Source organism: Phyllobacterium brassicacearum, from assembly GCF_003010955.1.
In the GTDB taxonomy this organism is placed as follows: domain Bacteria; phylum Pseudomonadota; class Alphaproteobacteria; order Rhizobiales; family Rhizobiaceae; genus Phyllobacterium; species Phyllobacterium brassicacearum.
The window spans coordinates 131,435-144,956 of the sequence record NZ_PGGO01000006.1; the positions used below are offsets into that span (position 1 = coordinate 131,435).

Here is a 13,522-nt window from a genome sequence, read left to right on the forward strand (position 1 = left end):
GGACAGGCGCATGAGCGATGCAACCCGCCTGATTACGCCCGACAAGCGCGGAGAAGACCTCGATACGACACTGCGCCCGCAAACGCTTGCGGATTTTGTCGGTCAAGCGGCAGCGCGCGCCAATTTGAAAGTCTTTATCGAGGCCGCAAAGTCGCGTGGCGAGGCGCTCGATCATGTGTTGTTCGTGGGACCGCCCGGCCTCGGCAAAACGACGCTGGCGCAGATCATGGCCAAGGAACTTGGTGTCAATTTCCGTTCGACTTCTGGGCCAGTGATTGCCAAAGCGGGTGATCTCGCCGCGCTTCTGACAAACCTCGAAGAGAACGACGTCCTTTTCATCGATGAAATCCATCGCCTTAATCCGGCGGTTGAGGAAATTCTCTATCCGGCGATGGAAGATTATCAGCTTGATCTGATCATCGGCGAGGGTCCTGCTGCGCGTTCCGTGAAGATTGACCTCGCCAAATTTACGTTGGTAGCGGCCACGACGCGGCTCGGACTTCTGACCACGCCGTTGCGTGACCGCTTCGGCATCCCGATCCGGCTGAACTTCTACACGGTCGAAGAACTGGAACATATCGTGCGGCGTGGCGCGCGGATCATGGGTATAGGCATGACCGATGACGGGGCGCTCGAAGTGGCGCGCCGGGCACGCGGTACGCCGCGTATCGCTGGACGTTTGCTGCGCCGGGTCCGGGACTTCGCCATCGTTGATGGCAAGGACAGCATCGATCGTGAGACTGCCGATGCTGCCCTGTTGCGGCTAGAGGTGGATTCGCTTGGCCTGGACCAGCTTGACCGGCGGTATCTTTCGATGATCGCGCACAATTTCGGTGGCGGCCCCGTCGGCATCGAGACGATCGCTGCAGGTCTATCCGAACCGCGTGACGCTATCGAGGATATTATCGAGCCCTATCTGATCCAGCAGGGTTTTATCCAGCGTACCCCACGTGGACGTGTTCTGACTGCCAATGCATGGAAACATTTGGGCCTGAATGCACCAGCGGAAATCATCCAGCAGCAGATCAACCTGTTTCAGGAGGATGACTGAGTTTAAGGAGCCTTCAGTCCGAGCCCTTTGAGGATCACCGGGTCGAACGCCCGTTTTTCATCGTCAAGGGTTATGCCGAAGGCGCCGCCCCATGACCAGACCGACCAGGGAAAGCCGCGCTTTTCCGCGGCGGTGATGACATCCTTCAAATAGGCGGCGCGCCACGAAGAAGGCATGCGGAACTCCTTCCGATATTCCTGGCGGATCATGCCGAACTCGCCGAGATAAATGCGCTTTGAGGGAATGCCGTATTCCTTGCCCCACGCTTCCGCCTTGTCGAACGGTTCATTGAGCATTGCGAGAACCATGCCGTAATTTGTCACGCCGCCAGCCATCTCATTGAACCCGGTCAACAGTTCGTCGCGCCGTTCCTCGGGTGCTTTCGTTTCAATTGTGTTCCTGACGATCGAGAGGCGCTCGTCTAAAGCTTTAGCGCCCATCAGATCTGGCGGGTAGGGCAGGCCTTCCACATAGCTCATCGAGTCACCCGTCCAATCAGCGCCCTGGTGGGTGAGGACGTAGGGCTCGTAGGTATGGAATGCCCAGATGATATTGTCGTCGGCAACGGACCCGGGATCGATTTTCGCCAATCCAAACGCGCTGGACCAGCAACCACCGGACAGGATCAACGTGTGTTTGGGCATCGCCTTGCGCGCTGCCGCATGCAGCTGCTCAAGCATGGCAGGCCATTTGGGAAAGAGGGTCGGATCGCAGTCCACGACCGGCTCATTGAACGGCTCAAAGGCGGTGGTTGCGGGATCCGTGCCGGACAATGCTTTGCCGAGACGTCCGGCGACTTCCAAATAGCGGCCGAACAAATCTTTGTCCGCCAGAATCTGGTTGGTCCCGACTTTGCGGACATCACTGGGAATCGAGTGAAAATCAACGATTACCTTGAGCCCGACTGCATGGAGCATATCGACCGACTTCAGTGTTTCAGCAATCAGTCTTGTGATCCGTCTATCGGAGGCGTCTTCAAGGAATATGGCTGGGTCGATTGGCATTCGGACGAAGTCAAAGCCCGCTTTCCTTATATCCTGAAGATTGCTGGCGTTCGCATTTTGCCGCCATTCGGGAAAGTTGGCGAGCACGGGCTCCTCATCCCAGCGTTCGGGTCCCGGCCAGGTGGTCCAAATATCGAGATTCAGACCATGTTGCATTGTGAACGTCGTGGCCGTTGCCGCGACGGTCGCGGCAGTCCAGCAAGCAATGCAGAACAGGGCGCGTAGCAATGAGAAGTGCAATTCTTTGGCGTCCTTCCTGCGGTGGGTCTGGACAAGATGCCCGTCAACCCTGCAAAAGGGAAGGACTATGAGAGAAAACAATCCCCAAGCGACGATTGCCGCCGGACTGGCCGGAGAACTGACCGATGTCGGGCACCGCCTGATGGCACGTGTCTATTATGCCGATACGGATTTTTCCGGCATTGTCTACCACGCACGCTATCTGGAATTCCTGGAGCGGGGGCGGACAGATTATTTGCGACTGCTTGGTGTGCATCATTCAGAACTTGCAGATGGCAAACTTGGCGAAAGTATTGTTTGGATCGTGCGGCGCATGGAGATCGACTTCAGGTCGGCTGCACGCATCGACGAAATATTGACGGTAGAGACACGTACCGCCGAAATCTCTGGGGCGCGCGTGAAAATGGCGCAAGCCATCAAGCGCGGAGATGACTTGCTCATTTCAGCTACCGTCGAGGCTGCCACGGTCAATGACGCGGGCCGTCCGCGAAGATTTCCTGCAGAGTGGATCAAGCTCTTCAAGCCGGGATCGCAGGACAGATAATTTAAAATGGCGTTTTCGCCTGAATCATAACTGATCCTTAACCATAACAAACCATGAATAAAGGCGTTCAAACGAGGTGTTTCGCGTTAACGCCTTCGTTTTACCAAAATTAACCGTGAGAAGCCGCAGGTGGTTACTGGAAAGATCCGGTTTCAAAACGTGGCTCATCTGGAGTGAGAGACGATTGCGCCCCGGTCAACATGCCGGGTTTTCGGATTCGAGGGTAGTGGATATGGAAAATTTAGCGGTTGCCGTTCAGACATCGGATACGTCCCTGTGGGGGCTATTTTGGCAGGCCGGATTTATCGTCAAACTGGTGATGGTGGGCCTTCTTGGTGCATCCATCTGGACCTGGGCGATCATCATCGACAAAGCGCTCGGGTTTGGCCGCGCGAAACGCGCCTTCGATCGGTTCGAGCAGATATTCTGGTCCGGACAGTCTCTAGAAGAGCTTTATCGCAATCTGGGTGATAAGCGGACGACAGGCATGGGTTCCATTTTCATTGCAGCCATGCGGGAATGGAAGAAATCTTTCGAGAAGGGCGCACGCTCGCCGATCGCATTGCAGATGCGTATCGACAAGGCGATGGATGTAGCGCTGGCTCGCGAGAGCGATTATCTCGCTGCACGGCTGACCTTCCTTGCAACGATCGGCTCGGCAGGACCCTTCATCGGGCTGTTCGGGACCGTTATCGGCATCATGACCTCGTTCATGGCGATTGCGGGTTCAAAGTCCACAAGTCTTGCGGTTGTCGCTCCAGGTATCGCTGAGGCTCTGCTGGCAACCGCGATCGGCCTCGTTGCCGCTATTCCGGCCGTTATTGCCTACAACAAACTGTCAAGCGATGCAGGCAAACTGACTGCGCGCATGGAAGGCTTTGCCGACGAGTTCTCCGCCATACTCTCGCGGCAAATCGATGAGAAGCTGCCGCGGACCTAAGCAGTCCGGGAAACCGATAAAGCAATTGCGGGATTTGATGCCATGGGCATGTCGATAGGTAACAACGGTTCTTCAGGCGGACGCCGCCGGCGCGGACGAGCGAGCAAGGCGCTGATGAGCGAAATCAACGTCACGCCGCTGGTGGACGTCATGCTGGTGTTGCTGATCATCTTCATGGTGGCAGCGCCGCTGATGACGGTCGGCGTGCCGATCGACCTGCCGGACACGCAGGCCAAGGCGCTCGATACCGACACCAAGCCGATTACAATTTCGGTCAATCAGCAAGGGCAGATTTTCATCGAGGATACGGAGATCCCGATTGAAGAAGTCGTGCCCAAACTGCAGGCCATCGCCAAGACCGGCTACAACGAGCGCATTTTTGTTCGTGGCGACAAAACCGCTGACTATGGCGCCGTCATGAAGGTCATGGCCCGCATTTCCGCTTCCGGATTCAAGAATATCGGCCTCGTCAGTCTTCAGGAGCAGGATAGCTGATCGAAATGAGAGGCAGCATCACATCCTCTGCTATTATCCACGCCGTATTACTCGGCTGGGGGCTGCTGTCCTTTTCCGCGCCCGCACCAATGGTTGCGGACGTTGAGTCGATGCCGATCGATATTGTGCCAGTCGAATCCATCTCGCAGGCTCAGCAAGGCGACAAGAAGGCACCCAAGGTTGAAAAGCCTGCGCCAAAGCCAACGGAAAAACCGCAAACTCTTCCGGAAGCTCAAAATCTTGGTGACAGCGACACGGACGTTGCCACCAAACCGACGCCAGAACCGAAACCCAAGCCTGTTGAAGCCGCGGAAGCGCCAAAGCCTTCTGAGATGCCCGTTGAAAAGCCGGAACCCGAGCCTGAGCCTGAGGTCAAGCCGGAGCCAAAGCCGGTACCAGTTCCTGCCACGGAGATGAAACCGGAACCCGCCCCCAAGCAGGAAGTGAAACCTGATCCGGTGGCCGAGGCGATCAATGAGGTCAAGCCGGAACCCGCTCCGGCAGAAGAAACATTCAAGCTGCCTGAAAACGTGGCAATGCCAGAGGTCAAACCAACGCCACCGTCGCAGACGGCGAAGACACCTGACCGCAAGGAAACACCAGAAAAGCCAAAGCCGACCCAAACCGCTGCCGCTCCGTCGAAGGAAAAGGGCATAGCGGATGAGGTTGCGGCACTGCTTAACGACCAGAAGCCGGCTGGCGGCGGTGCAAAGCGATCAACAGACACAGCGGCCTTGGGTACCGACAAGCCAAGCAATGGTGCCAAGCTGAGCCAGAGTGAGTTGGATGCTTTGAAGGGTGCCATTCAGAAATGCTGGAACGTACCCGCTGGAGCCGAAGATGCCGAGGGCCTGAAGGTCACGGTCAAGATGAAGTTGACGAAAGAGGGCGAAATCGAAGGTGCGCCTGAAGTTAGCGGATCAGGTAATTCGCCTGTTCAACGAGCCGCTATTGAGAGCGCCCGTCGCGCGGTCATGCGCTGCGCACCGTATTCCCTGCCACAAGACAAGTATGACACCTGGTCTGACGTAACCGTGAATTTCGATCCGCGTGATATGTTCTAACACTAATTTGGCCAGCCAGATGAGGGCCCCTTAGCCATGATGAAAATATTCCGTATTATCCTTTCAACCTTTGCTGCGATCCTCGCTGTAGCGATGATGGCGACCTTGCCGGCGCGTGCAGAAGTTACAATCGATATTACGAAAGGTACTGTCGAGCCGTTGCCAATTGCGATTACCGATTTTCTCTCCGGTGATCAGCTTGGCGCCAATATCTCTGGCGTGATCGCGGCCGATCTCGAGCGGTCCGGTCTGTTTGCTCCGATCGAAAAGGGTGCTTTCATCGAGAAGATATCCAATCCTGACGCTGCACCGCGCTTCGAGGACTGGAAAGTTATCAATGCACAGGCGCTTGTCACAGGACGTGTAACCAAGCAGGGCGACGGCAGGCTGAAAGCGGAATTCCGGTTGTGGGATACATTCGCCGGGCAGCAGCTGGAAGGTCAGCAATTCTTCACTTCCCCGGACAGCTGGCGCCGCGTGGCGCACATCATCGCCGATGCGATCTACGAGCGCCTGACTGGTGAAAAAGGCTACTTCGATACCCGTGTCGTCTTTGTCGATGAATCCGGTACCAAGGAAAAGCGCGTCAAGCGCCTGGCGATCATGGACCAGGATGGTGCCAATGTGCGCTATCTCACCAATGGCAAGGACCTTGTCCTGACACCGCGCTTTTCGCCGAGCCGGCAGGAAATCACCTACATGTCCTATGAGCAGGGCAAGCCGCAGATTTTCCTGTTGCAGCTGGAAACCGGGCAGCGTGAACTTGTCGGCAAATTCCCCGGCATGACCATTGCTCCGCGCTTCTCGCCGGATGGGCAGAAGGTAGTCATGAGCCTGCTGCAGGAAGATGGCAGCGCCAATGTCTATACGATGGATTTGCGTAGCCGCACGACGACACGTTTGACCAGCACGTCTGCTATCGACACCGGCGCGTCCTATTCGCCGGATGGTAGCCAGGTCGTCTTTGAATCGGACCGTGGCGGACGCCCCCAGATCTACAAGATGGGTGCTGATGGATCCAATCCCCAGCGTATCTCCTTTGGCGATGGTTCCTACTCCACGCCGGTCTGGTCTCCGCGTGGCGATCTCATCGCCTTCACCAAGCAATCCGGCGGGCAGTTTTCCATTGGCGTGATGAAGGTCGATGGATCGGGTGAACGCATTCTATCGAGCGGTTACCATGATGAAGGCCCGACCTGGGCCCCGAATGGCCGTGTGCTGATGTTCTTCCGCCAGCCTCCCGGTTCAAACAGTCCGCACCTTGTGACGGTCGATCTGACTGGCCGTAATCTTCGCCAGATCCAGACCCCGAATCTGGCTTCGGATCCGGCCTGGTCGCCACTGCTCGAATGATCCCGTAGATGAGGCAACGAATCCTTGTGCATACGCGGCGGTGTTACCAGACATCGCCGCGTATGTCGTTTTTCCGCCGTATTTTATGCCTTAAGGGTGCACCGTACACTATCGATATTCGCCGTTAATCCTGGAGTTAAGAGTGGATTAACCCTGTTTCTTGAACAGGCCTTAACCTCGATATGGTTACTGCTTGTTCACCGAAACAATTCAATTCTTAAGGAGTCCAGGCTATGCGCCGCTTCGAAATGATCGCCCGCAGTCCCGTTGTCGTTGCACTCTTCATGTCTCTCGCAATTGCGGGCTGTGCTTCGAAGAAAAATATTAACAGTGCCGGTGATCTTGGCCTTGGAGCAGGTGCCGCAACCCCGGGTTCGACACAGGATTTCACGGTTAACGTTGGCGACCGCATTTTCTTCGATGTCGACTCATCCGTCATTCGTGCCGATGCGCAGCAGACACTGGCCAAGCAGGCCCAGTGGTTGCAGCGTTACCCGAACTACGCGATCACAGTTGAAGGTCATGCCGACGAGCGCGGCACGCGTGAATACAATCTGGCCCTTGGCCAGCGCCGCGCAGCCGCAACGCGTAACTACCTCGCGTCACGTGGTGTCCCGGCAGCTCGCATCAAGACCTTGTCCTACGGCAACGAGCGCCCGGTTGCTGTTTGCGACAGCGAATCGTGCTGGTCGCAGAATCGCCGCGCCATCACCGTGCTGGGCGGCGCAGGCAGCTAAGCCGAGGTCGATTTATCCTGGAAAAAGCGGCTTTCGGGCCGCTTTTTTTGTTCTGATTTCAATCAAAACAAAATTTGGCCGAAGTCGCGTTGCTCGTGTTAGATAGGCCTGCCGTAAATCATAGCGGTGTTGCAAATTCCCATATCAGGGGCGGGTAAAAGGAATGAACAAACGACTGAAGAGAATGGTACTGGCAATGACGGTGCTGCCATTTCTGGCAACCGGATCAAGCCATGCCGCTGGTCTTGACGGCGGGTTTTTCCCGCGAGCGCCGAAAGCGGACATCGTTTCAAGCGATGCACCGGTTTTGATGGCTCAAGCCGGCGATCCTCGTGTCAGCCAGCTGGAAGAACAGATCAGGCAACTTACGGGCAAGATCGAAGAACTGAACTTCCAGCTTCTGCAAATGCAGGAGCAGATGCGGAAAGTACAGGAAGACAATGAGTTCCGGTTCCAGGAATTGGAGAAGGGCAAGCGATCGGACGCAGGCGGCAAAAGTAATCGCACCGTGGCGTCGGCAACACATACGCGGACAACGGGGGAGGCATCGACCGATGCCTCCGCTGCTACAAACCAGTCAGGCTCGATGACGTCGCCGGACACCACCGATTCCGCTGCTATTGACCCGCAAATCGATACTTCCAATTCCCCGCAACTTGGCGAGCAGCCGCGTGACCTTGGACAGATCGAGTTTGATGCCAATGGCAACGTAATTGGTGGCACGACCAACGATAACCCGGCCATGTCAGACAACACGACCGTCGCCGCATTGCCGCAAACCGATGATCCCAAGACTCTCTACAGCCAAGCCTACCAGTTGTTCCTGTCCGGTGATTATAAGAGCGCGGAAGTTGCGTTCCGCAGTCATGTCGATCGCTTCCCAAAAGATCCGGCCGACCCGGATGCACGCTACTGGCTTGGCGAATCCCTCTATGGACAGGGCCGTTATCAGGAAGCAGCCTCGGTCTTTCTGGATAATCACAAGCAGTTTCCCGACTCCAAAAAGAGCCCGGAGAACCTGCTCAAGCTGGGGATGACCCTCGCCAAGATGCGTGACCATGAAGTTGCTTGCGCGACCTTCGCATCCGTCTCGTCACGTTACCCCAATATTTCTGCGGCGATCAAAGAGCGCGTGAAGAATGAACGTGCCGCCAACAAATGCTGAACCGGGTGTTGATCCAGGCAGCGTTTTTGACGGGATCGATTTCACAGGATTGAAATCCGTCATCGTTGCAGTGTCAGGAGGCAGTGACTCATTGGCACTGTTGTACCTGCTCATTGCCTTCAGTAAGTCACGTCCATCTTTTCCCGATATTGTCGCGGTGACGATCGATCACGGACTTCGTCCCGAATCCGCTGAAGAAGCCCGATATGTCTCCAGGCTTTGCAATGAAACCGGTATCTCACATCGCATCCTGAATTGGGCCGGTCCAAAACCCGCAACCGGTTTATCCGCGAAGGCGCGCGCCGCTCGCTACGCCCTCCTGTGTGAGGCTGCCCGCGATTCAGGCACTGACATGATCCTTACGGGCCACACGCTCGACGACCAGATCGAAACGTTTGTCATGCGCTCATCTCGCACAGGTGAGGGAAGGAGCGAGCGGGGCTTGGCGGGGATGGCGCCCGCAACATTGCTGGATCGGGAAATCTGGCTTGTGAGGCCACTGCTAAAGATGTCGCGGGGAACGCTGCGCAACTATTTGGGGTCGAAAGGGATTACCTGGTGTGAAGATCCCTCCAACGACGATCCGAAGTATGAGCGTGTGCGTATACGCAAGGCGTTGGAGCAGGATGATCGCGAGCGTGTCCACGACGAAATCGTCAAGAAGGTTCAGCAACGCCTGTTATTGAATGAGCAATCCGCCAAACTCTTGCGGCATTGTGTGACTGTCTACGATGGACTTCGCGTGGAGATCCGCCGCGAGGGCTGGCTACAGCAGAATGCCAACGCGCAGCGTCTGGCCATTGGCGTGCTGCTTGCGATGGTGGGCGGACATTCCTTCCTACCTGCAGCCGACATCTGCGGCAAGGCGTTACGACACATTGTAGCAGACGACCTGCCTGGGCGGATCACCCTGAGCCGGTGCATCCTCCAGCGTCGAAAGGGCTGTGTGCTGATCTATCGCGAAATGCGATCGCTTCCGGAGATCACAATTGAGCCGCATCAAACCGCGGTCTGGGATGGACGCTACCGGATCGGCAACCAAACGCCTTGCCCTCTCCATGTCACGGCATGTGGCGCGGATGGATTGGATGTTCTCAAGAAAGACGGGCACATCATGTCCCACCGGGGTTCGGCATTGTCCGGGCCAGCTCTGGTGAATGGAGGCAAGATTGTTGCTATGCCCCCGAATATGCCCCAGGAAATCAGCGTGACCCGGCACCTTGCGCTGTTCGACCATATCCTTTCAGGCTATGATGAAATCCTGGCTCAATCCGTTGCAGAAATCTTTCAGGCCCAAAGCTACAAGCGTTGTCCTGTAAACCAGATTAACAAGAATTGACCTCTGTTTGAACGCCAGCCTTGGCAAGGCCATGCTTCGAACCTATGTTACGTATAAATTCCGCGTCCTTGCGGTTATGATTGATGGGACCCGATATGAATCCTAACTACAGGAACTTCGCACTGTGGGCGATTATCGCCTTGCTTCTGATTGCGTTGTTCAATCTTTTCCAAAGCCCCACCTCGCGTTCGGCATCGAGCGATGTTCCCTATTCCCAGTTCATCAGCGACGTGAATAGCGGCCGAGTCAAATCGGTGACGATTTCCGGCAACCGCATTACGGGCACTTACTCCGACAACGGTTCGAACTTCCAGACCTATTCTCCCGGAGATGCTGGTCTGGTTGGCCGCCTCGAAAGCAAGAATGTGCAGATCGCTGCCCGGCCGGAGACAGATGGCTCGACATCGCTCGTTGGCATGTTGATTTCGTGGCTGCCGATGATCCTGATTCTGGGTGTATGGATTTTCTTCATGCGCCAGATGCAGGGCGGCTCGCGCGGCGCCATGGGGTTTGGCAAGTCCAAGGCCAAGCTTTTGACCGAGGCCCATGGCCGGGTGACGTTCCAGGACGTGGCTGGCGTCGACGAAGCCAAGGAAGATCTTGAAGAGATCGTTGAGTTCCTGCGCGATGCGCAGAAATTCCAGCGGCTGGGTGGGCGTATCCCGCGCGGTGTGCTGCTTGTTGGCCCTCCCGGTACCGGTAAAACCTTGCTGGCGCGTGCTATTGCGGGCGAGGCCAATGTGCCTTTCTTCACCATTTCGGGCTCCGATTTCGTCGAAATGTTTGTCGGTGTCGGTGCATCCCGCGTCCGCGACATGTTCGAACAGGCCAAGAAAAACGCGCCCTGCATCATCTTTATCGACGAAATCGATGCGGTTGGCCGTCACCGCGGTGCAGGCCTCGGTGGTGGTAACGATGAACGCGAGCAGACATTGAACCAGTTGCTGGTCGAGATGGACGGCTTCGAAGCCAATGAGGGGGTTATCCTCATTGCAGCGACCAACCGTCCAGACGTGCTCGATCCCGCGCTGCTGCGTCCCGGCCGCTTCGACCGCCAGGTTGTTGTACCAAATCCGGACGTTATCGGCCGCGAGAAGATCCTCAAGGTTCATGCACGCAATGTGCCGCTCGCACCGAACGTCGATTTGAAAGTCCTCGCACGCGGTACGCCTGGCTTCTCCGGCGCCGATCTGATGAACCTCGTCAACGAGGCCGCGTTAATGGCTGCACGCCGTAACAAACGGCTTGTGACGATGCTTGAGTTCGAAGATGCCAAGGACAAGATCATGATGGGTGCCGAGCGCCGCTCGACAGCCATGACCCAGGCAGAAAAGGAACTGACTGCCTATCACGAGGCTGGCCACGCGATCGTAGCACTGAACGTCGAAGTTGCTGATCCGCTGCACAAAGCGACGATCATTCCACGTGGCCGTGCACTGGGCATGGTCATGCAGTTGCCTGAAGCAGATCGTTATTCGATGAGCTATAAATGGATGATCTCACGCCTCGCCATCATGATGGGCGGCCGTATTGCCGAAGAACTGAAATTCGGCAAGGAGAACATCACGTCAGGCGCCTCATCTGATATCGAGCAGGCAACCAAGCTTGCCCGAGCCATGGTGACCCGTTGGGGCTTCTCCGACAAGCTTGGCCAGGTGGCTTATGGAGAGAACCAGGAAGAGGTATTTTTGGGTCACTCCGTAGCGCGTACCCAGAACGTTTCCGAAGAGACAGCGCAGCTGATCGATGCCGAGGTGCGCAAGCTGATCGATGATGCCTATAACCATGCTCGCACCATTCTGACCAAGAAGAAGAAGGAATGGATTGCCATAGCCGAAGGTCTCCTCGAGTACGAGACACTGACGGGCGAGGAAATCAAGGCGTTGATGGCCGGTGGTAAGCCTGCCCGTGACCTTGGTGATGATACGCCGCCATCGCGTGGCTCGGCAGTTCCGAAAGCTGGTTCGGCCAAAAAGCCACGCAAGGGTGATGAACCGGACAAGGGCCTTGAGCCGCAGCCGCAATCATAATTGTGGTATGATACAAAAAACGGCCGGTGCGAACCGGCCGTTTTTGTACGAATTGTTCACGCATGGCAAGTAAGTATAATCGCTATCGTGATTACACAATTTGTGGGATGTGAAATTGGAGCGCTTTTGCGCTAAGCAATGATTATCACCGGGCACAACGAGGCTGCATTCCGGTTCCGCCGGAAGTCAAGCAGCCAATAGAATTGGACGACTAATATGGCTCGCAAGTATTTTGGCACTGATGGCATCCGCGGACAGGCAAACGCATATCCGATGACACCGGATATCGCGATGAAGGTTGGCATGGCCGTTGGGCTCGCATTCAAACGAGGCGAACACCGCAATCGTGTTGTGATCGGCAAAGACACTCGGCTTTCGGGCTATATGATTGAGAATGCCCTTGTCGCCGGATTTACCTCGACTGGAATGGACGTGTTTCTCCTCGGGCCGATCCCAACGCCGGCGGTGGCCATGCTTTGCCGTTCGTTACGCGCTGATATAGGCGTGATGATTTCAGCATCCCATAATCCGTTCCACGACAATGGGATAAAGCTGTTCGGGCCGGACGGATTCAAGCTGTCCGATGATATCGAACTGGAAATCGAACGGTTGATGGACGAGGACCTGGCTGACCGTTTATCGAGTTTCGACGCGCTCGGTCGAGCCAAACGTGTTGACGGCGACATTTACCGCTATATCGAATTCGCTAAAAGAACGATGCCCAAGAACATATCGCTGGCCGGGCTCCGGATCGTTGTCGATTGCGCGAATGGCGCGGCTTACAAAGTGGCGCCGGCTGCTTTGTGGGAACTTGGTGCAGAGGTCGTCACGATCAACAATGAACCCAATGGTACGAATATCAACGAAGATTGCGGCTCTACCCATCCGCTCGGATTGATCAAGAAGGTGCACGAAGTGCGGGCCGATATAGGCATAGCGCTGGATGGCGACGCCGACCGGGTGCTGATCGTCGACGAAAACGGCGCCATTATCGATGGCGACCAGCTTATGGCTGTCATTGCGCAATCCTGGCAGGAATCCGATCGTCTCGCTGGAGGCGGCGTTGTTGCGACAATCATGTCCAATCTTGGGTTTGAGCGCTTCCTCGGTGATCGTGGCCTCACCTTGGCGCGCACGCAGGTTGGCGACCGCTATGTCGTCGAACATATGCGTGCCAACGGATACAATATTGGCGGAGAGCAGTCTGGCCATATTGTGCTGTCGGATTATTCAACGACTGGCGATGGGCTGATTTCTGCTCTGCAGATTCTAGCGGTGGTTCAGGAGCTGGGAAAACCGGTCAGCGAGGTTTGCCGCAAATTCGAGCCGGTCCCACAGCTCCTGAAGAACGTCCGCACAACGGGTGGCAAGCCGCTGGAGAACAAGAAAGTGAAGAGCGCGATTGATGAAGCACGCGATCGTTTGGGCAATGCCGGCCGGCTGGTTATCCGCCCCTCCGGCACAGAGCCGCTGATCCGCGTTATGGCGGAAGGCGACGACCGCAAATTGGTCGAATCTGTTGTCAACGACATCATTTCGGTCATTTCATCGGCCGCCTAG

The 13,522-nt window shown here is 56.2% G+C and carries 12 protein-coding genes; 11 read left to right on the top strand and 1 reads right to left on the bottom strand.

Annotated features, from left to right (window positions below; genetic code table 11):
* The first annotated feature begins 10 nt into the window (after window positions 1-10).
* On the top strand, window positions 11-1,051 hold the full coding sequence (gene ruvB, locus CU102_RS09870; RefSeq protein WP_106710927.1) for a Holliday junction branch migration DNA helicase RuvB: 1,041 nt from the start codon (window positions 11-13) through the stop codon (window positions 1,049-1,051).
* Between the two features lie 2 nt (window positions 1,052-1,053).
* On the opposite strand, the gene CU102_RS09875 is transcribed toward ruvB, so the two are convergent.
* Window positions 1,054-2,211, bottom strand: coding sequence for a glycoside hydrolase family 5 protein (locus CU102_RS09875; RefSeq protein ID WP_133624602.1), 1,158 nt, complete (start codon window positions 2,209-2,211; stop codon window positions 1,054-1,056).
* A 151-nt stretch (window positions 2,212-2,362) separates the two neighbouring features.
* On the opposite strand from CU102_RS09875, the gene ybgC reads away from it, so the two are divergent.
* The 10 genes from ybgC (at window position 2,363) to glmM (ending at window position 13,522) form a co-directional block, all read left to right on the top strand.
* Window positions 2,363-2,839: a tol-pal system-associated acyl-CoA thioesterase gene (gene ybgC, locus CU102_RS09880; protein ID WP_106710929.1), complete on the top strand. Its 477-nt coding sequence runs from the start codon at window positions 2,363-2,365 to the stop codon at window positions 2,837-2,839.
* A gap of 232 nt (window positions 2,840-3,071) precedes the next feature.
* On the top strand, window positions 3,072-3,779 hold the full coding sequence (tolQ, locus tag CU102_RS09885; RefSeq protein ID WP_106710930.1) for a protein TolQ: 708 nt from the start codon (window positions 3,072-3,074) through the stop codon (window positions 3,777-3,779).
* Between the two features lie 42 nt (window positions 3,780-3,821).
* A complete protein-coding gene (gene tolR / locus CU102_RS09890) occupies window positions 3,822-4,274 on the top strand; it encodes a protein TolR (RefSeq protein ID WP_106710931.1) in 453 nt (150 codons plus the stop codon).
* 5 nt (window positions 4,275-4,279) lie between these two features.
* The gene (locus CU102_RS09895) at window positions 4,280-5,338 is read left to right on the top strand and encodes an energy transducer TonB (RefSeq protein WP_106710932.1); all 1,059 of its coding nucleotides are present in this window, start codon (window positions 4,280-4,282) and stop codon (window positions 5,336-5,338) included.
* A gap of 39 nt (window positions 5,339-5,377) precedes the next feature.
* The gene (tolB, locus tag CU102_RS09900; protein WP_208113850.1) at window positions 5,378-6,691 is read left to right on the top strand and encodes a Tol-Pal system beta propeller repeat protein TolB; all 1,314 of its coding nucleotides are present in this window, start codon (window positions 5,378-5,380) and stop codon (window positions 6,689-6,691) included.
* 233 nt (window positions 6,692-6,924) lie between these two features.
* The gene (gene pal / locus CU102_RS09905) at window positions 6,925-7,428 is read left to right on the top strand and encodes a peptidoglycan-associated lipoprotein Pal (protein WP_106710934.1); all 504 of its coding nucleotides are present in this window, start codon (window positions 6,925-6,927) and stop codon (window positions 7,426-7,428) included.
* A gap of 163 nt (window positions 7,429-7,591) precedes the next feature.
* On the top strand, window positions 7,592-8,593 hold the full coding sequence (gene ybgF, locus CU102_RS09910; RefSeq protein WP_106710935.1) for a tol-pal system protein YbgF: 1,002 nt from the start codon (window positions 7,592-7,594) through the stop codon (window positions 8,591-8,593).
* A complete protein-coding gene (gene tilS, locus CU102_RS09915; RefSeq protein WP_106710936.1) occupies window positions 8,568-9,932 on the top strand; it encodes a tRNA lysidine(34) synthetase TilS in 1,365 nt (454 codons plus the stop codon). The genes ybgF and tilS overlap by 26 nt, the downstream gene beginning before the upstream one ends.
* Before the next feature lie 95 nt (window positions 9,933-10,027).
* On the top strand, window positions 10,028-11,962 hold the full coding sequence (gene ftsH / locus CU102_RS09920; protein ID WP_106711062.1) for an ATP-dependent zinc metalloprotease FtsH: 1,935 nt from the start codon (window positions 10,028-10,030) through the stop codon (window positions 11,960-11,962).
* A gap of 216 nt (window positions 11,963-12,178) precedes the next feature.
* Window positions 12,179-13,522, top strand: a complete 1,344-nt coding sequence (gene glmM, locus CU102_RS09925; RefSeq protein ID WP_106710937.1) for a phosphoglucosamine mutase — start codon at window positions 12,179-12,181, stop codon at window positions 13,520-13,522.